22 protein-coding genes and 4 pseudogenes are annotated in these 24,874 nt (G+C 33.4%); 18 read left to right on the plus strand and 8 right to left on the minus strand.

Going from position 1 to position 24,874, the window contains the following annotated elements; translation table 11 throughout:
- A pseudogene (locus THESIDRAFT1_RS13290) lies at positions 1-578 on the minus strand (transposase); the annotation flags it as partial.
- Positions 579-1,326: 748 nt separating this feature from the next.
- On the opposite strand from THESIDRAFT1_RS13290, the pseudogene THESIDRAFT1_RS09735 reads away from it, so the two are divergent.
- From THESIDRAFT1_RS09735 to THESIDRAFT1_RS09750, 4 genes and pseudogenes are all read left to right on the plus strand, one after another.
- Positions 1,327-1,823 (plus strand): annotated as a pseudogene (locus tag THESIDRAFT1_RS09735) (PAS domain-containing protein); the annotation flags it as partial.
- Positions 1,824-1,896: 73 nt separating this feature from the next.
- Positions 1,897-2,697, plus strand: coding sequence for a response regulator (locus tag THESIDRAFT1_RS09740; protein WP_006570271.1), 801 nt, complete (start codon positions 1,897-1,899; stop codon positions 2,695-2,697).
- 300 nt (positions 2,698-2,997) lie between these two features.
- Complete coding sequence (locus THESIDRAFT1_RS09745; RefSeq protein WP_006570272.1) at positions 2,998-3,603, plus strand: lysophospholipid acyltransferase family protein; 606 nt, start codon at positions 2,998-3,000, stop codon at positions 3,601-3,603.
- Between the two features lie 593 nt (positions 3,604-4,196).
- A complete protein-coding gene (locus tag THESIDRAFT1_RS09750) occupies positions 4,197-6,086 on the plus strand; it encodes an APC family permease (RefSeq protein WP_003867963.1) in 1,890 nt (629 codons plus the stop codon).
- A 291-nt stretch (positions 6,087-6,377) separates the two neighbouring features.
- Here the strand turns inward: THESIDRAFT1_RS09750 and THESIDRAFT1_RS09755 are convergent.
- Positions 6,378-7,729: pseudogene (locus THESIDRAFT1_RS09755) on the minus strand (SEC-C domain-containing protein).
- Positions 7,730-7,943: 214 nt separating this feature from the next.
- On the opposite strand from THESIDRAFT1_RS09755, the gene THESIDRAFT1_RS09760 reads away from it, so the two are divergent.
- The 3 genes from THESIDRAFT1_RS09760 (at position 7,944) to THESIDRAFT1_RS09770 (ending at position 10,481) form a co-directional block, all read left to right on the plus strand.
- Positions 7,944-8,384: a MarR family winged helix-turn-helix transcriptional regulator gene (locus tag THESIDRAFT1_RS09760; RefSeq protein ID WP_006570274.1), complete on the plus strand. Its 441-nt coding sequence runs from the start codon at positions 7,944-7,946 to the stop codon at positions 8,382-8,384.
- Between the two features lie 26 nt (positions 8,385-8,410).
- Positions 8,411-8,917 carry an ABC transporter ATP-binding protein gene (locus THESIDRAFT1_RS09765; RefSeq protein WP_039929322.1) on the plus strand — a complete coding sequence of 169 codons (507 nt, stop codon included), beginning with the start codon at positions 8,411-8,413 and terminating at the stop codon, positions 8,915-8,917.
- Between the two features lie 115 nt (positions 8,918-9,032).
- Entirely contained in the window at positions 9,033-10,481 is a 1,449-nt protein-coding gene (locus tag THESIDRAFT1_RS09770; RefSeq protein ID WP_006570275.1) for an MFS transporter, read from the plus strand.
- Positions 10,482-10,716: 235 nt separating this feature from the next.
- Here THESIDRAFT1_RS09770 and THESIDRAFT1_RS13295 read toward each other — a convergent pair.
- The 4 genes and pseudogenes from THESIDRAFT1_RS13295 to THESIDRAFT1_RS09785 all read right to left on the minus strand — a co-directional run.
- A pseudogene (locus THESIDRAFT1_RS13295) lies at positions 10,717-10,971 on the minus strand (transposase); the annotation flags it as partial.
- 291 nt (positions 10,972-11,262) lie between these two features.
- On the minus strand, positions 11,263-12,330 hold the full coding sequence (locus tag THESIDRAFT1_RS09775; protein ID WP_244262634.1) for a hypothetical protein: 1,068 nt from the start codon (positions 12,328-12,330) through the stop codon (positions 11,263-11,265).
- Positions 12,327-13,436: a DUF917 domain-containing protein gene (locus THESIDRAFT1_RS09780; RefSeq protein ID WP_006570277.1), complete on the minus strand. Its 1,110-nt coding sequence runs from the start codon at positions 13,434-13,436 to the stop codon at positions 12,327-12,329. The genes THESIDRAFT1_RS09775 and THESIDRAFT1_RS09780 overlap by 4 nt, the downstream gene beginning before the upstream one ends.
- A gap of 8 nt (positions 13,437-13,444) precedes the next feature.
- On the minus strand, positions 13,445-15,025 hold the full coding sequence (locus THESIDRAFT1_RS09785) for a sigma-54 interaction domain-containing protein (RefSeq protein WP_006570278.1): 1,581 nt from the start codon (positions 15,023-15,025) through the stop codon (positions 13,445-13,447).
- A gap of 441 nt (positions 15,026-15,466) precedes the next feature.
- Between THESIDRAFT1_RS09785 and THESIDRAFT1_RS09790 the strand changes: the two genes are divergently transcribed.
- The 5 genes from THESIDRAFT1_RS09790 to THESIDRAFT1_RS09805 all read left to right on the plus strand — a co-directional run bounded on the left by THESIDRAFT1_RS09790 (position 15,467) and on the right by THESIDRAFT1_RS09805 (position 20,488).
- Positions 15,467-16,561, plus strand: a complete 1,095-nt coding sequence (locus THESIDRAFT1_RS09790) for a purine-cytosine permease family protein (protein WP_244262635.1) — start codon at positions 15,467-15,469, stop codon at positions 16,559-16,561.
- Positions 16,518-16,787, plus strand: a complete 270-nt coding sequence (locus THESIDRAFT1_RS15200; RefSeq protein ID WP_244262636.1) for a hypothetical protein — start codon at positions 16,518-16,520, stop codon at positions 16,785-16,787. Before THESIDRAFT1_RS09790 ends, THESIDRAFT1_RS15200 begins: the two co-directional genes overlap by 44 nt.
- Positions 16,788-16,905: 118 nt before the next feature.
- Positions 16,906-17,973 carry a DUF917 domain-containing protein gene (locus THESIDRAFT1_RS09795; protein ID WP_006570280.1) on the plus strand — a complete coding sequence of 356 codons (1,068 nt, stop codon included), beginning with the start codon at positions 16,906-16,908 and terminating at the stop codon, positions 17,971-17,973.
- A 16-nt stretch (positions 17,974-17,989) separates the two neighbouring features.
- A complete protein-coding gene (locus tag THESIDRAFT1_RS09800) occupies positions 17,990-19,540 on the plus strand; it encodes a hydantoinase/oxoprolinase N-terminal domain-containing protein (protein WP_006570281.1) in 1,551 nt (516 codons plus the stop codon).
- A 219-nt stretch (positions 19,541-19,759) separates the two neighbouring features.
- A complete protein-coding gene (locus THESIDRAFT1_RS09805) occupies positions 19,760-20,488 on the plus strand; it encodes an aspartate/glutamate racemase family protein (protein ID WP_006570282.1) in 729 nt (242 codons plus the stop codon).
- A gap of 240 nt (positions 20,489-20,728) precedes the next feature.
- Here the strand turns inward: THESIDRAFT1_RS09805 and THESIDRAFT1_RS14220 are convergent, their stop codons facing one another.
- Together THESIDRAFT1_RS14220 and THESIDRAFT1_RS14225 are read right to left on the minus strand one after the other, a co-directional pair.
- Positions 20,729-20,992 (minus strand): hypothetical protein, encoded by a 264-nt coding sequence (locus THESIDRAFT1_RS14220; RefSeq protein ID WP_341853124.1) that lies wholly within the window; start codon positions 20,990-20,992, stop codon positions 20,729-20,731.
- A gap of 568 nt (positions 20,993-21,560) precedes the next feature.
- On the minus strand, positions 21,561-21,818 hold the full coding sequence (locus THESIDRAFT1_RS14225; protein WP_341853125.1) for a transposase: 258 nt from the start codon (positions 21,816-21,818) through the stop codon (positions 21,561-21,563).
- On the opposite strand from THESIDRAFT1_RS14225, the gene THESIDRAFT1_RS14230 reads away from it, so the two are divergent.
- The 6 genes from THESIDRAFT1_RS14230 to THESIDRAFT1_RS09835 all read left to right on the plus strand — a co-directional run bounded on the left by THESIDRAFT1_RS14230 (position 21,741) and on the right by THESIDRAFT1_RS09835 (position 24,755).
- Positions 21,741-21,974, plus strand: a complete 234-nt coding sequence (locus THESIDRAFT1_RS14230; RefSeq protein ID WP_039929326.1) for a hypothetical protein — start codon at positions 21,741-21,743, stop codon at positions 21,972-21,974. The two genes, THESIDRAFT1_RS14225 and THESIDRAFT1_RS14230, sit on opposite strands and share 78 nt — an antisense overlap.
- Before the next feature lie 220 nt (positions 21,975-22,194).
- The gene (locus tag THESIDRAFT1_RS09815) at positions 22,195-22,482 is read left to right on the plus strand and encodes an ArsR/SmtB family transcription factor (protein WP_006570283.1); all 288 of its coding nucleotides are present in this window, start codon (positions 22,195-22,197) and stop codon (positions 22,480-22,482) included.
- Positions 22,483-22,542: 60 nt separating this feature from the next.
- Entirely contained in the window at positions 22,543-22,863 is a 321-nt protein-coding gene (locus THESIDRAFT1_RS09820) for a NifB/NifX family molybdenum-iron cluster-binding protein (RefSeq protein ID WP_006570284.1), read from the plus strand.
- Positions 22,864-22,886: 23 nt separating this feature from the next.
- Positions 22,887-23,093 (plus strand): 4Fe-4S dicluster domain-containing protein, encoded by a 207-nt coding sequence (locus THESIDRAFT1_RS09825; RefSeq protein WP_003869916.1) that lies wholly within the window; start codon positions 22,887-22,889, stop codon positions 23,091-23,093.
- 5 nt (positions 23,094-23,098) lie between these two features.
- Positions 23,099-23,473, plus strand: coding sequence for a hypothetical protein (locus THESIDRAFT1_RS09830; RefSeq protein WP_003870222.1), 375 nt, complete (start codon positions 23,099-23,101; stop codon positions 23,471-23,473).
- 187 nt (positions 23,474-23,660) lie between these two features.
- Positions 23,661-24,755 (plus strand): TDT family transporter, encoded by a 1,095-nt coding sequence (locus THESIDRAFT1_RS09835; protein ID WP_006570285.1) that lies wholly within the window; start codon positions 23,661-23,663, stop codon positions 24,753-24,755.
- The last annotated feature ends 119 nt before the right edge of the window (positions 24,756-24,874 follow it).

Consider the following 24,874-nt stretch of genomic DNA (forward strand, 5'->3'; position numbering starts at 1 on the left):
ATAGCCCCAATAAAACTTATAGCGTTTATTAGAAGAAATCATTAGAAGCAGAATAAACGCCTAATTTACAATCCTTATCAGAGTTAGGCTGATTATCTTTAGAGAATTTATTTTTAGAAAAGACTTAGGGTTATTTAACTTAGTGTTAGCTTTAATAGGGGTAGAATCCATGGAATAAACTCACCGGAGATAATACCCATATTTTTGAGGATATTGACCTGATTTTGAAAAATAGAGGTCAAATAATCATGAGAGAAGTCATTAATAAAACGGCGAAAAGTCCAATAAGAAGGAAGAGGTTTAGAAATGTTAAAGCCACAAAGATGAGCAATGATAAGATTATTGCGGAGATAATCTAAAAGGTACTAGAAATTAGTGCCGAATCTTTCTAGCTTTCATGACAATAAAAGACTCTAAAAAGTAGCATGATGAGAGTAACCCTTACGGCCAGGACTAGAGGAAGGGAATTCAGGTATTGAAGACAGGTCAAGATTTTCAAACATAGAAGAATAGAAATCAATTTTAGACTGAGAGGTAAAGAGTTCAGGTATATTTAAAAGTAATTGAAGCTGATACATGTAGGATTTCCTCCTTCTTAAAAAATTTTTTATAGTGTATATATAATAATTCGACAAATGGGAGGGGAAATCCTACATAAAAGATAAAAAATTCAAGAGTGATAGGAAAAAAGTATGTCTGTAGAATGGCTTAAAATGAAGGCTTCTGAATTTTGCACAAGTCTATTCTTTATCAAGAATTGGGGTGGGTATTTTCTGAATGCCTGCCCTTAGTTTTTAGATTGGAACGTAATACTATTATTAGCAATTTTATATATTGAATGCAAATAACTTTATTTTACTCTAATCTTATTTTAACCTCAATTCGACAAGTAGCAACTAGATTAAAAATTCAATTTCTATGAATGTAAAATATTGATACTTCATTATCAGATCTTCAACTATTGTATATTTGTTGGATAAAGATGTTCTTTTTGATTAACATAATTTATAAAACATCTAATCCATGCCTGATTTTTGGCTTTCATTTCATGCTCATAATCTTATTCTAAGCAAAAATGAAATTTTACCCCAAAAATTTGGACTTGTCTTAATGTAGCTATCTATAAGTTTTTTGACAGAAGAATATCATAGGGATAATATTATGACAGGAAAATTTTTATTGTGTTTTTAAGTAAAAAGAGTATAATAATATTTCGGAAATAGAAGTCTTGAGTGATTTTCAGAAAATATAGCAAAACGTTTTTATAAGTTACATTTGGCTATATTTGCTGAAATCTAGTTAATTGGAGGCATTAACTGATGAATGCTGTTTAAAGGAGAACAGAAGCAAATTATCTTTAACACAGTACACCGCAGGAAAGATGGTTCTCTTTATCCAGTAGAAGTTCACTTGGAACTTATAGAATTTGGGAAAGAAAAAGTATATGCAGCACTTGTGATTGATATAACGGAGAGTAGAACAATGGAAAAAGAACTGAAGGAAAGGAATGAGATTTTAAGCACTATAATGGAGTCTGCAGGAGATGCCATTATTATGATTGACGACAAAGGGAACGTAACTTTTTGGAACCCTGCAGCGGAGCGTATACTTGGATATTCAAGAGAAGAAATAATAGGAAAAGAATTACACGCACTTATGATTCAAGATGAAGGATGGAACTGCAAGGAATAGGGGATGTAACAGCAAGCTTTGGAGTAACTGAATATAGGGATACTGATACCATTGACATAGTTCTTATTCGAGTAGACAACATGCTTTATGAAGCAAAGGGTGAAGGAAGAAATTGTGTAAAAAGCGAATAAAAAATGGAAATGAAATATAATGTGGGAGGAGGATAAAAAGAGAGGCTTGTAATGAAGCCTCACTAAAAGAACTATGGAGGAAAGGAAAGATAGTAAAAATATTCTAGTAATAGATGATTCTGTATTAATACGGCTTATGGCTAAAAATATATTAGAGGCAGAAGGATATAACGTTGAAGCTGCAGCTACCGCTGAAGAAGCGATGCTGAAAGTAAAAAATAGAAAAGAATTATTTGATTTAGTAATTGTAGACATTAATCTGCCGAATCAGAATGGTTTTGAATTTATACGGAAATTAAAGTCAGAGGAAAAATACAGAGACATCCCGGTAATGATATTGAGCGCAGATGCTACAGCACCTTCAATTAGACAGGCAGTAGAAGCTGGTGTGGTAGAATATCTCATTAAGCCCTTTAAAGCAGCTGAGCTTGTAAAACGTGTAGTAAAACTAATAGGATACATTAAAGAAGAAGATCACTATCCGGAACTTAAAGAGCTGCTAAAAAAAGAAATAAACCGGGCCAAGAGAAGCAATGTAAATCTTTCTTTAGTTCTGGCACAATGCGAAGGAAAAATCAGAGTAGAAATTTCAAAAATAGCAAAACAGGTAAAGAACAAACTTCGCGACATAGATACAGTATTTGAGATTGATAAAAATACTTTGGCTTTAGTTCTTCCTGTTACAGGAGCTAATGGCGCAGTGGTTGTAATAAAAAAAGTTAAAGGTAAACTGCCGGGTAAATGGTATTTTGGTATAAGTACATATCCCGATAACGGCAAAGATGAAGAGGAGCTAATTAATTTTGCAAAAGAAAGCTTAATGAAAGAAATATCAAATTTAAAACAAGAGACGGCAGAAAGAAAAGAAATATAGGAGTTATACAGACAGTAATTTTTTGGTATTATATTTTTAGGCAAAAAAATAATAAAATTGCTATTGCAAAGGAAATGTTAAAAAAAAGCTGCTAAATTAAATACTCTGAAGATAGGCGGGCCAAGGCTTTTCTTGACCTATTTTATTTACCCCTTTATTTACAAAACATTTTTATTGGGAAAATTTAAAAAGTATTATAATATAAAGTGAAATTCAAAAGATGGACTTATATAACAACACATAAGTTTATCGGGTGAAGATCTATGAAGATTATAGGAAAATTTTTTACTTTTTAGGAAAGTGGATATTTTATTTTTATTTAAAATATTTATCAAAATTGAAGTTGAAGGAAAGAAAAACCTTCCTGAAAAAGGGCCTCTTATAATCGCATCAAATCATAAAAGCATATTGGATCCATTAATACTAATGGTTATATTACCTTATTATATAACTTTTCTTGCTGCTTCATACCTATTTAAAATACCGTTTTTAAATATAATTTTAAAGCTTGTGGGTGTGCTTCCTGTAAAAGAAAAAAAGCAAGATTTAAGGACATTAAAACGAGCAATAGATTTGCTAAAAAACGGCAATATAGTCGGCGTTTTTCCGGAAGGCGGGGTGAGCGTAAATGAAAATGTTAAAGAATTTAAACCTGGTTTTGCTTTCCTTTCGGTTAAAACAAATGCACCTATCCTTCCTATAGCGATAATAGGGACGGAAAGAGTGCTTCCTCCAGGAAAATGGATTCCAAAAAGGGCAAAAGTTAAAATTTGCATTGGGGAACCCATATTTTTAGAAAAAGTAAATATAAAGGATAAAAAAGAAATTTACAGTTTTTTAGTAAATTATACAAGGGCAATGATTTTAAAGTTCATATCAAAATTTAGCACTCCTGTAATAAATTAAAAGGTTGTAATATTTTCCGAAAATTGGGTATGAAGTATATAAGAAGAATAAAAAAAATTGCGAAGCAAAGTTCAAAATAGCCAAAGTAGAAAAATTTCTAAGATTTATAGAGGAAAAAATATTAAAAGACAAATGGTCGCCAGATGCAGTAGTAGGTTATTTGCAGAAGGAGTTCTGGATGAAAAAAAAGAAACAGTTTGTACTAAGACACTGTAATAGACTTCCAAGAAGAATTTTAAGATATAAGACACCAGAAGAATTCTTTTTGCAAGAGATAGCTCAAGCTATTAACTAGCATAACAAATGGGAGCAAAAAATTTAAAACAGAAGTTATTGCAGATTTAGTTAATATGTAAAATTATGGAACTGTACTTCCCCTATAGGGGAAGTACATATAAGTATCATACATGGTTATGAAATAATGGCATTTAATGTAAATAAATGTTGCGTTTAATATTGCAATTTACACTACAAAATCTTGACACGGATGAACTACGTTAGTAATTGAATTTGTTGCAATAAGGTAATATAATAATATAGTTGACTGTAAAACCATTTAATACTTCAAATTATCGGCAAAGGAGAGGATTTCCTTGCTCGAAAAAATTAAAAGGGTTTTAATTGGACAACCATTGCCAAATGAAGTTGAAAAATCAGAAAAATACGGTGTTTTATGGGGTTTGCCGATTTTGTCAAGCGATGCTATATCATCCATTGGATATGCAGGGCAAGAAATGCTATATGCATTACTTCCTGCTGTAGGAATTTTAGCGTTTGAAAAAATCCCTATTCTTTCACTAGCTATAATTGTATTACTTTTTATTCTTATGATTTCATACAGTCAAACCATTGATAACTATCCAAACGGTGGTGGAGCCTTTATTGTTGCCAAGGACAATCTTGGAGTTTTAGCAGGAATCATTGCTGGTGCTGCCTTATCAGTTGATTATATACTTACTGTTGCTGTTTCTATATCATCTGGTGTTGATCAAATTGTAACTGCTATCAGTGTGTTAAGACCATATAAATTGGAGATATGCTTGCTTTTAGTCTTATTATTGATGATAGGAAACTTAAGGGGAATAAGAGAATCTTCACGTATATTTGGTATTCCGGCTTATGCTTTTATGTTGGCGATAGTTTCACTAATAATCGCGGGATTTTTCAAGCTCAAAACTGGTTATATACCGCCTGAACCAAAAATAAATTATCCAATACACCCTGTTACAATGATTTTGCTTTTGAAAGCATTTGGAAGTGGATGTACTGCCTTAACAGGTGTTGAGGCAGTTGCTAATGCTGTTCCCAACTTTAAAGAGCCTGCTACAAAACATGCAAAAATGGTTCTTATGCTTTTATCTTTGATAATTTTTATATTATTTGGTGGGACATCTTTACTGGCGACTTACTATCGAGTAAATCCCGAAAAAGGTGCAATGCTTGTTTTAATGGCTCAAGAAGTTTTTGGCAAAACTTTTATGTATTATTTCGTTGCTGCAACAACATTTATAATTCTTGTATTTGCTGCAAATACAGCTTTTGCAGGTTTTCCAATGCTTGTAGCTGTCATGGCAAAGGAAGAATTTGTTCCAAGACAACTAAGTATGAAAGGAGACAGATTGAGCTATTCAAATGGAATAATAATTCTTTCATTAATATCTGCTTTATTAATTGTCATTTTTAAAGGCAATGTTTCGGCCTTAATTGGTCTTTATGCTATTGGTGTATTTATATCATTTACATTGTCTCAAAGTGGCATGTTTGTAAGATGGCTCAAACATAAAGGTAATAGCTGGCACATAAAAGCTTTTATAAACGGGTTTGGAGCTCTTACTACCTTTGTTGTTGTCATTATAATTGCAATAACCAAATTCAAAGAAGGCGCTTGGATTGTTGTTCTTTTAATACCTGTACTTGTTCTTGCAATGGTAAAAGTAAAACTTCATTATATTGCTGTTGCTGACCAGCTCAGAATAACACCTGCTGATAAAGAATTGTTAGATATTGAACACAATATCTATAGAAATAGAGTAATTGTTCCAATAGAAAGTTTAAACAAAGCAAGTGTAAGAGCATTAAGGTTTGCAAGGACTATATCTGATAATGTAATTGCATTCAATGTTTCTATAAGCGAGGAGCAAGCAAAGAAATTGCAAGAAAGATATAAAATGTTAAATTGTTCTATTCCTTTAGTTATCAGATACTCACCTTACAGAAAAATCATCGAACCACTTTTAGAATATATAAAGTCAGAAGAGTATAACTATCAAAAGGGAGATATAATAACTGTAATTATACCAAAATTTACTGCACCAAAGTGGTGGCAAAAGCTATTGCACAATCATACATGGTTGTTTATTGAAAAAGAGCTGTTAAAAGAAAAGCACATTGTTGTGTCTGTTATGCCCCTTCAACTAAAAGATGATGAAATTGTTTTGAAGAATAAAAAGCAATCTTTGTGGAATGTGTTAGAGAAAGATTAGATTTTTGTGATTATCAAGTATTTACAGATTTTAATATAAGAAAAATTAATGTGTTATCTTGGAAAGAGCAATGCCAGGGCAGTGGTTAATTGCTCTTTTTTAATTAATTTTTTAATTAAAAAGAAAAATCTTAAAAGTTTTGCCACAGTCAGCCATTATCTCATCGAATAATAAAATTTAAAATGTTAACAAAAATAAGCTACCTTAAAACTTTAAAAAGCCTTTAAAGTAGCTTTATATTGATTCTTTTTGATTTATTTATAAATTCATAACATTTCTACACAACAAAAATCAAAAACCTTTTAATGCATTTACAATCGCATTCATATTATCATATATAATTGCTTTTTGTTCTTCAATTTTATTGTAAAGCTGTTTTAAGTATTGTACTTCTTCAAAATCCTTTGACTCTAAATAGGCCATATATTCATTAAAAAATTTTCTTGATAATAGCTGTTCTAGATTTTCTAAAATCATATCGCTATCATCTATTTTTTGAGGTAAATTATTAACATACTTAGATAGGGATATAACAAATCTTATCTTTATTAAACTAATCTGGAAGTTTGTTGGTATAGCTAAAAATTCTAATATGTTTTGAAGCTTTTCTTTGAGGTCATTATTTTTTGTAGTTTTTTCTATTTCTACTATTTTGCCTAATATAGAAAAATACACTTTTTCTGCAACTATATCTTCATCAAAAATTTCATCTATCACTTCATCAAAAATATAGAATCAAAAGGTTCTTGTTGTTCTGTGTTTTTCTTTTTAAAGAATTCAGCGGCTTTTGTAAGGAACTTTAAATAAAAAACATAAAATACATAAAATGGTATTTCAATTTCCATTTCAGGGTCTAAAATATAATTTAAATCATCTCCCATTTCCATAAACATATCAGCACTTAAATATTCGGCAAACATAGGATATTTATAGAATATTTCCATTATTTTCTTATTTATTAAATCTTGGGGTAATTTTTCTGCATTATTTAAAACTTTTTCTAATTCATCTTCTCCATCTATAAGGTCAAATTCTGTTGCTTCTAAGATAGGTGTTGTAAATATCTTATAAGTTTTATCTATAACTGCTATTGAAAGCCAGATAAAGATATTCTTCATTTCTTCTTCGGTAAATTTTTTTGTACGTAGAGAATAGGCTAAATTCAATAAATAGTTTTCTAAAAAAGATGTATTAGATATTTCATCTAAAACTCTTTCCATTTCTTCTTCATTATCAAGATCTACATTCATTATAAAAGTAACCGGGATTCTTAAGTCTTTCAACCCTTCATTTTTTCTGAATATACTTACAATTTTTCTAAATAATTCTTCGGTTATTTCATCTTCATTTTCTTCATTAAGTTCTTCTAGTTGTTGTTTTCTTTCTCTCAATGATTCTATTAGTAATACTTTTAATTTTTCCACGTTTACAGCTTCATTTTTACCATCCAGCTTAATTCCATACATTACACTTAGTATTCGTATAAATTCATAATCATAAGGTGAAAATACATCTTCTTTTTCCATTTCTTTTAAGAGGGTTTTTTCAATTTTTTCTATGTTAGGAAGACAGCATTTTTTATATTTTTTTCCACTTCCACAAATGCATTCATCATTTCTATCAATATCAAAAATTTTACTCATTTAACGCCCTCCAAATTGATTTTTACTTTCTTTTTATAGATTACCACACTGTTTTCTTCTTGTCTATTATTTTTAAGGATATTTATCTCATTGTTCACGCATTTATTTATATCTTTATCTATCATTTTTATAATAAAATGTTTACACCCTATTGACTTTGTAAAAATAATGTTATAATATAATTTGGAAACCAAAATATTAGGGAGGCAAATTGATGAAACTAGGGTATATAGACAATTTAGAAATGTTTTTACGAGAGATAAACCACATATTAAATTTATATACTCGAAGCTATCTCAACGAAAAAAATATAACAATGGCGAGGTTTTGGGTTATGAATAAGTTGTCGGCTGACAACCCAATAACCATGAAAGAATTGCAAAGAAGGTTGCTGCTGGCTCCTGGCACTCTGACAGGGCTTGTTGACAATCTTGTAAGTGATGGGCTTGTTGAAAGATGGCGAGATGAAACTGACAGAAGGCTTGTTTATCTTAAATTAACCCAAGCAGGTGATAAACTATTAAAAGAGATCTTACAATATCGTACATCAATACTTGCAAATATTTTAGAAAAGATTGATGGCCTTGATGTAGAACAGCTAAACAGGGATTTGAGGTTAATTTGGAATCAATTGAAAGAATGTGAGACTTGCTAAATTTTAATTTGGAAGCAGGTGTTTATATGCCTTTTTCTGTTGAAGTTAAAAATCTAAGGAAGCTTTTTGGGAAGTATGAAGCAGTTGCAGGTATAAGTTTTACCATAAACGAAGGAGAAGTTTTTGGCTTATTGGGACCTAATGGAGCAGGAAAAACAACTACAATTCGTATGATAACTACGCTTTTGCCTCCGACATCAGGCGAAATCAAAATAGAGGGAATAAATGTTATAAAAAATGGAAGTTATATTCGAAATTTAATAGGATATGTACCGCAAGCCTTATCAGCCGATTCAACTTTAACAGGGTATGAAAATCTTCTAATTGTTGCAAAATTATTGCGCTTACCTAAAAAAGAGAGAGAAGAAAGGATTAATCATATTCTTGACATATTAAATTTAAGTGAAGCAGCAAACAGGATTGTCAAAGAGTACTCTGGTGGTATGGTTAGAAAACTGGAAATCGGCCAGGCATTAATACATAAATCCTCTGAGTTATATTGTAGAACTTTTAAGAGGATATTTATTAAATAGTCCTATACCAAATGCAGGCTTGGATTGGCTAATAATAATATTCATAACTGTTATTTTGCAATTGTGCGCTGCATTATTATATCCAAGAATCGTCACATGAAAGGAGATGCATACTGTGAAAAAATTGGAATACAAATGGATTGCACTTTCATGCACTACAATAGGTGCTCTTTTTTCTGTTCTTAATGGAAGTATGCTTTTAATTGCTTTGCCTGATACTATGAAAGCTTTACATGCTGATATGACTATAATCATGTGGGTTGTCATGAGTTACATGCTTTCTATTACAATACTTGTACCGACGATAGGGAGAATTGCAGATATGATTGGAAGAAAGAAATTATATGTTACAGGTTTTGCGATATTTACTCTCAGTTCTTTACTATCTGGAATGTCAAATTCTGGTATTCAATTGCTTTTGTTTAGAATTATTCAATCTATTGGTGGTGCCTTAATGATGGCTAATAGCACAGTGATTGTAACAGACGCTTTTCCTAAAAACGAATTAGGGAAAGCTTTAGGTATAAACAGCATGGTTATAAGCATTGCAAATGTCATAGGACCTATTTTAGGAGGATTTTTGCTTAAATTTGGATGGAGAAGCATCTTCTACATCAATGTGCCATTTGGGATTATTGGCACGCTGTGGGCAGCACTACAGCTTAGGGAAATAGAGGCTCTTCCCGAACATCAAAAATTTGATTACAGCGGTACTTTAGTATTTACTATTGCTATGATAATACTTTTAATTGCCCTGTCTTTTGGAGGATTTGCAGGATGGGGAAATCCACACATTATTACTCTCTTTGTCGTCGCAATAGCCTTGTTTGTTTTATTTATTTATATTGAAAATACCGTGGAACAGCCAATGCTTGATTTGAATCTTTTTAAAACGAGAATATTAGCTTTTGCCTATACGAGTAATCTTTTAAATGGAATAGCAAGAGGAGCAGTTACTTTTCTTTTGATTTTTTACTTGCAGGGTATTAAGGCAATGGATCCATTGACTGCAGGTATTTTATTGACACCATTTGCTCTAGCAATGATGGTGGTTTCACCAATTAGCGGTTGGCTATCTGATAGGTATGGGTCACGAGAGTTAAGTAGTATAGGGCTACTTATATCTGCAGTAGGACTTGTAGGTTTTATGGGAATAAATGTTACAACGTCAATTACAAAATTAATACTGTGGATGGCTATAATGGGTTTTGGCTCCGGGCTATTTATATCTCCTAATACCAACGCTATAATGAGTAATGTTCCTGCTGATAAAAGAGGAATAGCGGCAGGAGTAAGGACAATGATGAACAATGCCGGAACAGTAATAAGTATAGCTTTGGCTATGGGAATAATTTCTTCAAGCATAGATCCGCAAGCAATGCAAGCACTTTTTGTAGGAACCCAAGTTGGGGCAAAAGGGATAGCAGTTGCTCAATTTATTAAGGGCTTAAGGTCTACTTTTGGGATATCTTTTGCAATAAGCTTGGTTGCAGCTTTTATATCCTATCTAAGAGGACCACAGCCCAAATGGGAATCAGAATATAGTGCTAATAAAAGAATGTAAGTAAGTTAAGATAATAAAAAACACCAGTAGCAGAAAGATGGATTGCAACGCAGAGAGAAAATATTGCTTTTGATAAAATCTAAGGAACCCTTTACAGCAGAGGGGTTCCTTACTTTTATAGCATAACAACTAAAACAAAAAAGTAGATAAATGCAATTTCTCAAATTAATTTATCCTAAGACTGGTCATTTTATTGGAATAACCTTGTCCTTCGATTTTGTTGAAACTTTTTTTGCTACTCAAAATACTCAGTCGTGTCCAAATACTCTCTTCCTGAGGCCCATTTTTCATCTTGTTCCATTAATGAGGATCCAATTAGGCAAATAGAAGATTCTCGACTGGGAAATATCCTTATTACTCTTTCACATCAACGAATTTCTTCATTTAACCGTTCTAACATATTAGTAGTACGAAGCCTTCTCCGATAAGGTTCAGGAAGTTCTAAGACCGCTATCGCATCTTTAAACCCCTCTTCTAAAACTTGTATTGCCTTAGTTACTTTATTTCAATTTCGTCCACACTACTTTATTAAAGCATAATAGTGCGGCAAAAAGGTGAATATCCTTAAGGCATTAGGAATATAGGAAAAAACCAGGTCACAAAATTGCAGAATACATAGAGAAGCCGCTAATGTAATAACTATAATTGCAATGAACTTGACTCTTTTAGACCCACTTTTAAGATTGTATGATTAAAAGTTAAATAACGAATAGGAGTTTCTTGATAAAAAACTACAGGCTTTTCCAGAAAATTATGCTTTTTATTAATAAGGTGTAAATTTTTAATAAATTTTTTTGTTTTCATATAGTTCTTCTTGTTTGCAGATGGTAAGAGATGTTAAAACCGCTGGAGCTGTAAGAAAACCGATATAACGGAGTAATTTTGAAAAAGCAAGCTGATAAAATCGGTATGGATAAGAATCAGAAAAATAGTAACTGGAAAAATTAAAAATAGGAATTATGCCCTGCACATTTTCAGGAAGGCGGTATTTAAGGCTGGCAAGTAAAGGTTGCACTGACGAGGCGCTAATGAAACTAAAAGGTGGAGATAATTCGCTGACTTCTAAAGAATTTTTCACTTGAAAAAGTTTAAATGTAGAACCGACTTTAAAAAGAGCTAAAGAATAACGGTAACCAAATAAAACGGCAGCACCTCGGGCTATTTGTAACAAAGGAGCAAATTCGTAAATTTTACCGCAAGTTTGTGGTAAAAAATCTTCGGTTAAGCAGACTGCTTCGTTTTCAACCCAATATATTCCTGGGGGGTAAGGAGCAAAAAAATCTCTAAGTTGCTTAAGATAAGGATATACTGTAACCATAAAATTATCAGCTATTAGCAAAGCTTTTTCTCGTTCATAAAAGCCAAGCTGGGGATAATCCTGAGATTTTAAGATTGTTGCCGAAGCGAGTTTTTTAAGTATACGAATAGCTTTGTCTTCTTTTTCAGGGTAGACTAGACCAAAAGGCGCAATGATGGAGATTACATTGGCTTTTTTAATCTGCTCTTTATTTTCTTCTAATTTTTGTAAAAGTTTTTCTGGGGTTACTTGAAAGATTGTTACTAGTTTTTGTAAATTTTGGGATTGGGTAAAAAAAGCACTAAATTGCTCTGGTACTAGGCGAAGATGAAAGATTGGCTTAATATTACTTTTTGCTGAAGAAGAAAGAGGTGGAGTAAAATAGATTTTAATTACATCTTTTCTAGATAAGCCTAGTATGGAAAGGCAGTGCTCTAATTCATCTAAAAAAGTCTGCCAAGAAAATTTTCCTTCATAAAGAAGGTACTTACCTGAGCCAGCGATAAGAGTTCCAGATTGACCATTCAAAAAAATTCCAAGTGTAAGTTTCAAGAAAATACCTCCTTTTTATGGTAGTAGTCCCAATATAGCTTTTCCAGCGGTACATAAATAGTTCGATAGCCAAAACATTGAGGGCCAACGACATCTAGAGCTTTGCTGATTCTGAGTCGAAGCGGTGCTGGAAGGCCCAGAAGTGCCAGCTGTTGTCCTTCATAAATTTCGTTGTTGTTTACTGGTTTAAGTTTATTTAAATCAATTGCAGAAATTAAATCAGGCACACTAGCAACCATATTACCGTTTTTAAAAGCGAGCAGATTTTCATATTGAAAAAGAAGTTGTAATTTTTCACCTTTTGGCGAAATTAATGTTGCAGCTTTCCATTTAGTAATTTCATATGTGGAGATGTTTGTTACGGTACCTTGGAAAATTTCCACTACTGGCCCGTAGAAAGAGTTAGAAGTTACTTCTAAAAGCAAGCTAAACAGTTCACGATAATTATCAGCTTGTAGAAAGCATTCACCTATTTCTCGAGCAAAAGTTAACGTGCCTGGAAGAAGGACTCTTTTTAGCACAGAACCAGGATAAGGAAAACCAGCAAAATAACCTACTCCTCCCTGCTGGGAAATAATCTGGCGAGTATTCAATTCTAAAAGGAAGGTATCTTGCTTATCAAGAAACAAATGCAAATTATAATTGCTGTCAATTAACACTAAAGGAGTAACAGTTAAATTTTCAAGATGATAGGTGGTCATTTGCAATTCGGGAAAAGCTCGCCCCATAGCATCACCATCAGTAACTGGTAAGCCTGTTTGAAGTGCAGTTAAGAGTGGGTAAAAAATATTAACCCCTGCTCCTTCAACGATTGAGATCCCCTTAAACTTAGCACCAGTATATTTTTCTAGCTCCTCAATAATAATACGTGCTTCCATTCCTGAAGGTAGGCTTTCTTCACTTAATTCCGGTGAGCCTAGAAGACCTACGCCGCAAAAAAAATTGTTTTCTGGCAATTCATCAAGGGTTAGTAATGGAATAGCACGGTTTTGTAAAACTTTATGAAGCTCAGATGCTAAAAGATAGCTTTTCCCGCCACCACCCGAACCGAGGAAGATACTGCCATACCAAAGTGGTTCAATCCAATCAATGGTAATTTCTTGCATAGTTACACCTACCTTAGATGGTATTTTCTAAGCCAACGATAGAGAGTTGCCAGACTAATGCCTAACTCTTGAGCAATTAACTTTTTGGACTGGGTAGAATTACCGTATTTAGCTAATAGAATTTCTAACTGATCTTTTAATTGATCGACCTGGATAATTGGATGGGTGGTTTTAACTTCACCAAACTGGGATTTAGTGGATGATAAACCGTTTTGTAAGTACTTTGGTAGATAATGCAGAGTAATTATATCACCTTTACAAATAGAGACGGCGTAAGTTACTACATTTTTTAATTCTCGTATATTTCCTGGCCAGTCATAATTCTGAAGAATTTCAATAGCTTCTGGGCTGAAAATTTTAAATGGCTTATCTTGTTCAAGACAAATATTTTTTAAATAAAAGTCTAAAAGGAGAAGTATATCATCTCGACGCTCACGTAGTGGTGGTATGAAAACTGGAAAAACATTTAAGCGGAAGAATAGGTCTTCTCTGAACAGTTTAGCATCAATTAATTCTTTTAAATTTTTATTAGTTGCCGCAATAATTCTTACATCAATTGGACGGGAAACAGTAGCTCCAATTCTTTCTACTTGTCGGTTCTCCAAAACCCGTAAAAGTTTTGCTTGTAATTGTAGAGGCATGTCACCAATTTCATCAAGAAAAATTGTTCCACCATTAGCAAGTTCAAATTTACCAGGCTTGCCGCCACGACGAGCACCTGTAAATGAGCCGTCTTCGTAGCCGAAAAGTTCGCTTTCAAGAAGATTATCGGGAATTGCAGCACAGTTTATTGCAATAAAAGGATGGTTTTTCCGAGGACTTAAGTAGTGAATATAGCGGGCAAAGAGTTCTTTACCAGTGCCACTTTCACCTTGAAGTAGTACTGTGCTGTCGGTTACTGCGATTTGTCGTACAAGGTCTTTTATTTCTAAAAAACGAGGGTTTTTACCTGGAATAGTAAAAAAAGAATCGTCGTGAAAAAGGAATTTGTTTTCTTCCAGCTTGGCTGGTTCTGTTTTCCAGACTATCGAACCCGTTGTTATTCCATCTTTTGTAAAAATACGATAATAAAAGTTTCCCCATCTGGTTTTTATAAAACCTTCTGGCTCACCTGTCTGACTTAACTTTTCCCAAAGGGTAAAGGTAGAAAGTTGGATAGGCGAATGAGTTTGACTTAAAATTAGTTGTCCTTTATTGTCAAAAAGGAAAAACTCTATATTAAATTGATTTGCCAAAAATTGCAATGCTTCCGTGATTAACAAATTATCGGATTTTTGTTCAGGAATATATAATATTTCCAATACAGTCAAAAGAAATTTAATAAGTAATGCGGGTGTTAGCTTTAAATCTCTATCAATGTTTTTAGGCAATGCAACTACAAAAACATCTTCTTCTAGTTTAAAGGAAAGTATTAGCTCATAAGGGCAAGCAGTGCCTTCAGGGCAATTGGGCGTACAGGGTGGTGCCCAAACACGATAGCCTGTTTTTGAAAGTGAAATAAATGAGAAACATTTTTCCGGAAGATTGGCCACAAGGCCAAAAGTTTCTTTAAGAGAATCAATAAAAGAATCAATAAAAGCTTTTCTCATAAATTTTATCACCACTTAAAATGAGAAATTTTAATAGCCATGAGAAAATATGATAAAAAATGAGAAATTTTGAGAATAAATGAGAAAATAAAATAAAATATAAAAAATATAAGTTAATTTTTATTATATTTTAATTCAAAAGAAATTCTGCGTCAATAGTTTTTTCTTAGCTATAAAATTTTTAAACGTTTTAATTTTGCTTACAATTGGCATTTTAAGATTAAGAAAATTTTTTTAACACATCTCACTTTTTGTTTTTTACCTTTCAAAATGGAATTCTACTTATTATCAAGAACTTTCCCATCGTATAACTTTACACATCCTTAGTTAAAATCATAAAAGTTTGGCGAAGAAATTGGCATGATTTTTGCTAAACTATTGCTTCACAGAATTAACTTTTTAAACTTTAAAAAATTAACTTTTTAAAGAGGAGGAGTCAAAATGGCTTTTAAGACTGCTGATGACTATTCTTTAAGTCGTGTTCCATTAGATGCACGACGTCCTATGTGGGAGGTTTTCATGATTCGTTTTGGCAGTGTGGTTTGTTTGCCTTTACTTATGACTGGTGCCACTATAGGCTATGGCATGACAATGAAAGATGTAATTATTGCTACTTTATTGGGTGTTACAATTATGGAAATTGTCAGTTTTTTAACTGGAGTAGCTGGAGCTTTAGAAGGAATGTCTACTAGTTTTCTTTCTCGCTGGGCAGGCTTTGGTCAACTAGGTTCGAGTCTTATTGGACTTGTAATTTCAATTACGGCTACGGGTTGGTTTGGTATTCAAAATTCTGTTTTTGCTGAGGGACTTTATAGTGCTTTTAGGGGTAAGGTTAATATTCAGTTATTAATGCTTATAAGTGGTATTGCAATTACATTAATTGTAGTTTATGGTTATAAAATGCTTAGCTATACAGCAAATATTGCTGTTCCTGCTTTTATAGCCGGAGTATTGTGGGCTACATTTAAAATGTTAGGTAACTACAATATGAGCGAAATTCTTTCATCTCCCCCTCCGGGTCCGCATCTTACTATTGGTGTTGCTGCAACTATGATAGCGGGTGGCTTTATGGTAGGTTCGGTTATAACGCCTGATCTGAGTAGGTTTAACAGAAATGCCAAAGATGTTTTTTGGATGACTTTACTAAGTCTACTTTTAGGAGAAATATTACTAAACTTTATAGGAGCCACGATGGCACATGCAGCAAGTACAAGCGATGTTGTTAAGATAATGTATAATCTAGGTGGTTGGTTTGCTGCATTGTTGGTTATTTTTTCAACTATAAAAATTAATGATTTAAATCTTTATGCTGCTTCATTGGGTGTTACTAATTTTTTAGATGCTGCCTTTAATGTAAAAGTTAACCGAGGAATAATTACATTGATTATTGGAATAATAGGAACAGCACTTTCTATGATGGGAATATTAGAGAAATTTACAAGTTTTTTGATGATATTAGGAATTGCAATACCACCTATTGCAGGAATCATGGTTGTTGATTATTTTATCTTTAAGGCGTTTCAAAAAAGAACTTGAGGAAAGTCGTGCAGAGGGCAAATTACCGGAGATTGTGGAGCATATCAATCCTATTGCATTATTAGCTTGGTTAATTGGAGCTTTAATAGGTTATTATGTTCAGTGGGGTATTCCAGCATTAAATTCTTTAGTGGCTGCTGGTTTAGCACACTGGTTAATATCGAAAATGTGGGCTATAACCACAGGCCGTAAAATGATTCGTTTTGTAAAAGGTGAGAATGCATGAAAAGGATGGTAGTAAAATATAACTTTTTCAGGAAAATTTACAAAAAATCTATTAAAAATGTTTAAAAGGAGGTACAACAAAAAATGAAAAAGGATATAGAAAAATTAAGAAAATCGATGTGCAAGTAGTCGAAGACATTGCGGTTGGAGCTGCTCTTCTCGGAACTGGGGGAGGAGGAGACCCTTATGTAGGCAAACTCATGGCTATTCAAGCTCTACAAAAAAATGGTCCAGTAGAACTTATTGATGTTGACGATATCCCCGATGATGCATTAGTTGTTCCTGTAGCAATGATGGGAGCGCCGACAGTATTAGTAGAAAAAGTACCCTCAGGAAAAGAGATTTTCAAGGCTTTTGATAGTATCCAAAGTTTTCTTGGGAAGGAAGTATATGCGGTTCTTCCTATTGAAGCTGGTGGAGTTAATTCAATGATACCTATTATGGTTGCAGCTGAGAAGAAACTACCACTGGTAGACGTAGATGGCATGGGAAGGGCTTTCCCGGAGCTGCAAATGGTGACATATCACCTTTATGGAGTTTCTGCAACACCTATGGTTTTAGCAGATGAAAAAGGTAATTCTATACTTTTACACACAATCAGTAATTTCTGGACGGAAAGTCTTGCTAGAAATGCTACGGTAGTTATGGGTGGATCAGTTATGATAGCAATTTATCCGATGGCTGGAAAAGATTTAAAACGAGCAGGAATAAGAAATGTTATTTCTTATTCGGCTCAAATTGGAAGAGCGATACGCGAAGCCCACAAGAAAGGTGAAGATCCTATAGAGGCACTTTTAGAAGTGACAGGTGGATACATGCTTTTCAAAGGCAAAATTTCTGATGTGCAAAGGCGTACTACTGGTGGATTTGTCCGCGGGGAAGCTCATATTGATGGAATTGACCAATATAAAGGGGAAGCCATGACTATTAATTTCCAAAATGAAAATTTAATAGCTCGCCGCAATGGAAAAGTTGTAGCTACCGTACCTGACTTGATTTGTACCGTTGACGCCCATACAGCTTTACCTATAACCACCGAAGGATTACGTTATGGACAGAGAGTATTTATTATAGGAATTCCGTGTGATAAGAAGTGGAGAACTGAAAAAGGCATTGAAACTGTTGGTCCGCGTTACTTTGGATATGATGTTGATTATATACCTTTAGAAGAACTCAATAGAGGTTAAAAGGAGGTAGAAAAAGATGGAATATCGTATTGGAATTGATGTTGGTGGGACCAATACTGACGCAGTCTTAGTAAATGAAAATATGGAACTAATAGAGAGTGTTAAAGTACCGACTACTAAAGATGTTTCAAGCGGTATATTTGAAGCATTGAATAAGGTATTAGATAAAAGTAACATAGATCGCAAAAAGATAAAATATGCAATGTTAGGAACAACCCATGCTACAAATGCCATTGCTGAGCGCAAAAGGCTTTGTAAGACTGCAATTATTCGAATTGGTAAACCCGCAACCGAAGCAATTGCTCCGCTAGTTGGTTGGCCTAAGGATTTGGTTGAGGCGGTAGGGAATCATTATTACCTAATTGCCGGTGGAAATGAATTTGATGGCAGAGAAATAAGTCCACTAGATGAAGATGAGCTTCGTAAAATCGCCAAGGAAATTAAAGGCAAAGTAGAAAGTGTTGCGGTAATATCTGTATTTTCTCCAGTTAGCAATAAACATGAATTAAGAGCAAAAGAAATATTGCAAGAAGTTCTTGGGGAAATACCAATATCTCTATCTCATGAAATTGGTTCCCTTGGCCTACTTGAGAGGGAAAATGCTACTGTTTTAAACGCCGCTTTAGTTGAAGTTGCTCGGACAACTGCTAATAGTTTTAAAGATGCTTTGAAACGAGAAGGTCTTACAGAGGCTACCGTATATCTTTGTCAAAACGATGGAACTTTAATGTCGATTGATTATGCGATGCGTTATCCTATCTTAACAATTGCTTGTGGTCCTACAAACAGTATTCGTGGAGCAGCTTTTCTTAGTAAGCTAGAAAATGCATTAGTGCTTGACGTTGGTGGAACTACAAGTGACATTGGAGTTATTTCTCAGGGATTTCCTAGAGAATCTTCCATTGCAGTAGAAATTGGCGGGGTGCGGACAAACTTTAGAATGCCTGACTTAATTTCACTTGCACTTGGCGGTGGTACAATTATTCGTGAAGAGAACGGCGAAATTAAAGTAGGTCCTGAAAGTGTAGGGTATAGAATTACCGAAGAGGCTTTGGTATTTGGAGGGAAAACCATAACTGCTACTGACATTGCAGTTCGTTTAGGATTGGCAGAAGTAGGTTCTAAGGAAAAAGTAAAAGATATACCTTTAGAATTTGCTAAGCGAGCACATGCCAAAATGCAAGAAATGATTAATGAAGCCATTGACAAAATGAAAACCAGTAAAGAACCACAACCTCTTGTATTGGTTGGCGGAGGAAGCATTATTGTTGCCGATGAAGTACACGGTGTAAATGAAATAGTAAGGCCGAAAAATTTTGGAGTAGCCAATGCTTTAGGTGCTGCTATAGCTCAGGTTAGTGGTGAAATAGATCGCATTTATTCTTTGAGTGATATGAGCAGAGAGGCAGCATTAAACGATGCAAAGCAACGGGCAATAAATGAAGCAATAAAAGCAGGGGCTAATCCTGAATCAGTGGATGTCGTTTATGTTGAAGATATACCTTTAGCTTATCTTCCCGGAAATGCAGTTAGAATTAGAGTTAAAGCAGCAGGAAATTTAATTTAACAGACTTTAGTAATTTACTTCCATCTTCTATAAAATGGAGATGAATTAGAGTATAAATGGAAACCAAATCTGGGGAGGCATTTACCTTACGAGTAGTAGGTGAGCACGACATGAACTAGTGTCTGTGGAGGATGCGATAGCATTCTATGAAGCAGGGAGCCACTGCCTAATATAGATGGAAGGCAATTCATTTAATTTTAAAAACAAGGAGGGTTACTTATGAAACTAAAAATTATTGTGCCAATTACTTCAGAGGTATTTAATGAGGAAGTTAAAAAGGAAATCAAACACTATGTAGATCCTGATGATTATGTTGATGTTGAAAATTTGAATTATGGTCCGGCGTCCATCGAGTGTGAATATGATGAAGCTATGGCTGTACCAGATATCTTAAATAAGGTAAAGAAAGCTCAAGAAGAAGGATTTGAGGGTATAGTTATTGATTGTTTTGGGGATCCGGGGGTACATGCTGCACGGGAACTTGTTGATATACCCGTTTGCGGTGGTTTTGAACCTTCTATGCAAATTGCTTTAGGACTTGGTCAAAACATTGGTGCTGTTACAGTTTTGCCCAATGTTATTCCAATGCTACACGATTTAGTTGCCAAGATGGGAATAGAAAAGCGAATAAAAGCACTACGATATGTTAACATTCCAGTATTAGATTTGGGCGATAAGAAAAAATTAGAAGATGCCTTATTCAAGGAAAGCTTAGATGCAATTCAAAAAGAAAATGTTCATGTTATTGTATTAGGTTGTACTGGCATGATGGGAGTGGCTAATAATCTAATGAACAGGTTAAAAGAAGCTGGTTATTATGTTCCAGTAATAGACCCGGCCTTTGCTGCGGTAAGAATGGTTAAAACTTATATACGCATGGGATTGAAGCATAGCCGGTTGACTTACATGACTCCTCCTGCAAAACCATATACTTGGTGGGGAAAATAGTAAAAAACTTTTGCTTATAATGGCCAGGTAAACTTTACTTTTACATGCGTAAAAGATAAATTATATCATAAGATAAAAATATTACCAATTAGCTGGTTTTACATGTGGTTTATCGACTAAGACAAAAAAGAGAAGTACAAATGCTTTAAAAGCAGCACTAATATTTAGGTTAGTGAAATAATAAACAAACCAGCCCAAAGAGATTGCCAGAAGAGCAAATACGTAATCAAGTATTAAGTCCTATCCTATTGTCCAAGCAATAAGTTTTTTCATTAGCATATAGATGTAGTTATAGGTAGAACCTATAATTGGAAATATGTATGCCAATTCTGCATAGAAATTGCCGCAAAAGCACAAGCTAATCTTTGCTAGAATATATGAGAGCACAACTGCAAGACAAAATTTTTCAGTTGTAGCAACACTAGTAATTACAAATATACCTGTATCTATAATTCTGCTTATTCCAATTACTATTAAGTCAATGGCACTTAAGACTTCTTTAATTTGGTTCTATAATAAATGTTGATGTAATCCCTAGCCACGTCAACATTTATATAGAACCGTTATTTTTATAATTTATAAACATAATAAACATATAAAATTTTTTGCGGGAATCTCACTATTAATAGAGAATTAAGCACTATAAACTAAAAAGATCTGACTGTGTAGATGAGAAGAGAAAGAAGAATAATGGAAGTGAGGTATATGCGACTACTTCTCATTACTAGCAGGGTGTGCACTTCGGCAAATGAAGCGAAGAATACTTCAATTTTCCACACTAAATTTTGCTCTTACTCTGCCGCGCTTGCTGCGCTATAATGAATTGAACGGTGGTGATAGAGAGAAATCAGATTCTAACCAGAGGAATTTTACACAAAAATTTGGACTTGACCTAAAAATCTTAACTGATTCTTGCTAAGAAAGAGTGTAAAGTTAATCTAAATACACAAAATATTTTTTACTCCCTGTCAAGAATTTTGCGTCTGAGCATAGTAACGTAACTGGAAAAGCTGCATGATCTCGTAAATGTAAGCTTTTATCACTGGAACAGGCTTTTCCCATTTTGTTTGCTTCAAATGCTCTCTGCAAATAAACCATTGAGTTCCAAAATATCAGCTGATTGAAAATATCCACCAGATTTTATTCTCACTTTTTCAACCAAGCTATTAACACTTTCAACTGCACTTGTGGTATAAATGTGCTTTCGTACCTCCTCCGGGTATCTTGTAAAAGCAAAGTAGTGGTCAGCTTTTTGAAGAATGGTATTTATAAACCGTGGATACTTGCTTACATAAGTGCAAGAAAAGATTACAAAGCTGAAGAAATAGATGAATGGCTAAAAGTTTCACTGCCGATTTTAGAAGGGCCATTTGCAGGAAGACCCTGGATAAAATATGTTTTTAAAAGAGATAACGCGAGCCAATGGTCTAGCGATAAGTGTTTGAAGCAGGAAGTTAATAACCATTATTTTACATTTAAAGGCTAATAAAAGAAGTGAGATGTTTAGTGTTTTCTTCTGAAGTAATAATTTAACATAAATAGAACATATTTTATATTCAGTAAAGTGAATTACGTATTGGGGGTGAGGTAAGTTAGACAAAAATTTTTAAAAAATTTACCTACGAAAACTTGACACGGACCTGACAAAAAATTAACTTGACTATATTTGAAAAATCGAATATAATCTATATGAAAGGATGAGAAAAGTGGAAGCTGATTTGTATAGTAAAGTAGCGGAGTATTTTAAAGCATTATCTCATCCTACTAGAATAAAAATAATAGAGCTTTTAAGCAAGAGGGAAATGTGCGTATGTCAAATGATGCAAGCACTAAATTTAGACCAATCCCATGTATCAAGGCATTTAATGGTATTAAGAGCAAATAAAATGGTAAAAACCAGAAGAGAAGGGACTATAATTTATTATTCTTTAACAGATGAAAATATCATAAACATTATCGATGAAGTGAAAAATATCTTTCTTGTCACAAAATAAATTTTTTACTTGCTATATTCGAATATTCGAATATAAAAATATATAAGGAGGTTAATATAAATGATAATTGCTTTTGCATCAAAAAACCATCTTGGCTTAAATAGCGATGTAGGAAGTAGTATTGTTTCATCAGAATACTTTACTGTTGCAGAAATTGAAAATAGAAAATTAAAGAAAGTTAAAAACGTAGAAAATCCCTTTTTTAAAGAAGAGAAAATAAATGCACAAAAATTTGTTGATTTTATCAAAAATACCAATGCACAAAAAGTCGTAATTTCAGCTTTAGATAATGCTGACATAGAAAATGAGCTCTTATTAAATGATATAGAAGTTATAAAAAATGTAAATGGAAGGATAGCTGATATATTGAAAGAGCTTTAAACGCTGGAGAGGAGGTGAAATATGTGGCAAAGAATTGGTATCCTATAATAGATAAGGATAAATGCATTCAGTGCTATCAATGTGTGAACTTTTGTCCACACGACGTTTATACCATTGGTGACGATGGGTATCCGGATGTTGTAAATCCAGACAACTGCGTGGAATTTTGCCGTGGATGCTCAAAAGTTTGTGATAATGAAGCTATAACATATTTTGGAGATAGGAGGTAATTTTTATGAGTAAAAAAGGATTACTTTTATGCGTATGCCAAGGCACTTGTCCATCATTTCAAGAGATGGATACATTTGAAGTTTTGAACACTTTAAGAAGAGAGGGCATTTTTGAATGGGTAGGATTACATCCTCAACTTTGTGCAGATGATGGAGACAGGTATTTAAGGGAATTATTAAGAGGAGCGCAAATAGATGAACTTTATGTCGCTGCCTGTGACCCTACAATGCAAAAGAAAATGTACAGAGATGCTTTTGATGATGTAGGCTTTCCTAGAGATAAGCATATTGGAATCGAAATAAGAAACATGAATACACAGCAGGTTATTGAGGAAATAAAGAAAGCAGTTGCTCAAAGAGAACAATCGCAAAATAAATAATTTTATCTAACACGGCTTCGATTGTTGCTAAAGCTTACAGGCAAGAAATATTTAGCAACAATCGAAGTTATATTTTTATGGTGTTAAAGTTAAATATAAAGTATTCCTCTACTTAGTTGTTGACATATGTTAATTATGTTGATATAATATATTCGTTAATTCGAATATATTAATGGAGGAGCGATCAATGGAACACAGAATATGCTTTAACTGCATTATAAGACACTTTTCACCGGCATGGTATGCATCCGTTATGGGTACTGGTGGATTTGCTAATGTTCTTTATTTGTTAAGTGCAAAAATGCCTTTTTTAAAACCAGTAGCTGTAGCACTTTTCTTTTTAAATATATTTTTGTTTTTAATATTTATAATTCCGTGGGTAGGAAGATGGTTTTTACATTTTGATAAATTAATAGAGGATTTAAAGCATCCTGTTATGTCTAACTTTTTTGTTACTATGCCTGTAGGAGGTTTAATTCTTGGAACAAACTTTTTTATGATAGGCAAGGAATATTTTAGCATGGCATTTATTGTGACTTTGGGCACAATTTTGTGGGTATATGGCGTAGCTCTTGCCTTAATTTTTGGAGTTTTTGTAACATACAATATGATGATAACAGAAAATATAGGACCCGAGCTTACAAATTACTCATGGTATATAACTCCTGTTGCAAGTATTGTAGTGCCTTTATTAGGAAATCTTCTAGTTAAGGCTTATGTGACAAAAAACACAGAATTGGCAAAATTAATAAATATTATAGATATAGTATTTTATGGAATTGGATTAATGCTCTTTGTCATACTTAGTAGTATTATTTTGAACAGATTTATAAATCATACAATGCCGCATGCCATAGCAACACCAACTTTCTGGATTATACTTGGGCCTATTGGCGTAGGAACTGTAAGTTTGATGGGTATTGCTGATGCTTCAAAAGAAATAGGACTAATTTTGACGGTAGATACTTTAAAAATGCTTTCTCTTATATTGTGGGGTTTTGGACTTTGGGCATTTGTGCTTACTGTTATAATAACAATTAAATACCTTATAGAAGGTGGAATACCTTTTTCACTTTCGTGGTGGGCATTTATATTTCCGTTGTCAGCATATACTTTGTCGGCTCTTAATGTATTTATGTATACAAAAATACAGCTTATATACTGGTATACAGTATTATTAGCAATTTTACTTGCTATATTGTGGATAAGCACTTTTATAAAGTCTTTGATTGGAACGCTTAATGGTACACTATTGGTTCCTTCCGAAAGTAATAAAAAATAGTTGTGATATTTTGGCCAGTAGGCCAAAATATTTTAACTGAAATATTCGATAAATCGAATATTTACAAGTTCTTTTTAAACCAAAAAGACAAACGGTAAAATGTCAAGGGGGTAATTAAA

The organism is Thermoanaerobacter siderophilus SR4 (genome assembly GCF_000262445.1).
Taxonomy (GTDB): domain Bacteria; phylum Bacillota; class Thermoanaerobacteria; order Thermoanaerobacterales; family Thermoanaerobacteraceae; genus Thermoanaerobacter; species Thermoanaerobacter ethanolicus.

What these genes read in the sequence shown, in the direction of transcription:
- THESIDRAFT1_RS09740 (WP_006570271.1), top strand. Translation starts at nt 1,897, where the DNA reads ATGGAGGAAAGGAAAGATAGTAAAAATATTCTAGTAATAGATGATTCT.
- THESIDRAFT1_RS09760 (WP_006570274.1), top strand. Translation starts at nt 7,944, where the DNA reads ATGAAACTAGGGTATATAGACAATTTAGAAATGTTTTTACGAGAGATA.
- THESIDRAFT1_RS09765 (WP_039929322.1), top strand. Translation starts at nt 8,411, where the DNA reads ATGCCTTTTTCTGTTGAAGTTAAAAATCTAAGGAAGCTTTTTGGGAAG.
- THESIDRAFT1_RS09780 (WP_006570277.1), bottom strand. Translation starts at nt 13,436, where the DNA reads ATGCAAGAAATTACCATTGATTGGATTGAACCACTTTGGTATGGCAGT.
- THESIDRAFT1_RS09785 (WP_006570278.1), bottom strand. Translation starts at nt 15,025, where the DNA reads ATGAGAAAAGCTTTTATTGATTCTTTTATTGATTCTCTTAAAGAAACT.
- THESIDRAFT1_RS09790 (WP_244262635.1), top strand. Translation starts at nt 15,467, where the DNA reads ATGGCTTTTAAGACTGCTGATGACTATTCTTTAAGTCGTGTTCCATTA.
- THESIDRAFT1_RS09800 (WP_006570281.1), top strand. Translation starts at nt 17,990, where the DNA reads ATGGAATATCGTATTGGAATTGATGTTGGTGGGACCAATACTGACGCA.
- THESIDRAFT1_RS09805 (WP_006570282.1), top strand. Translation starts at nt 19,760, where the DNA reads ATGAAACTAAAAATTATTGTGCCAATTACTTCAGAGGTATTTAATGAG.
- THESIDRAFT1_RS09820 (WP_006570284.1), top strand. Translation starts at nt 22,543, where the DNA reads ATGATAATTGCTTTTGCATCAAAAAACCATCTTGGCTTAAATAGCGAT.
- THESIDRAFT1_RS09830 (WP_003870222.1), top strand. Translation starts at nt 23,099, where the DNA reads ATGAGTAAAAAAGGATTACTTTTATGCGTATGCCAAGGCACTTGTCCA.
- THESIDRAFT1_RS09835 (WP_006570285.1), top strand. Translation starts at nt 23,661, where the DNA reads ATGGAACACAGAATATGCTTTAACTGCATTATAAGACACTTTTCACCG.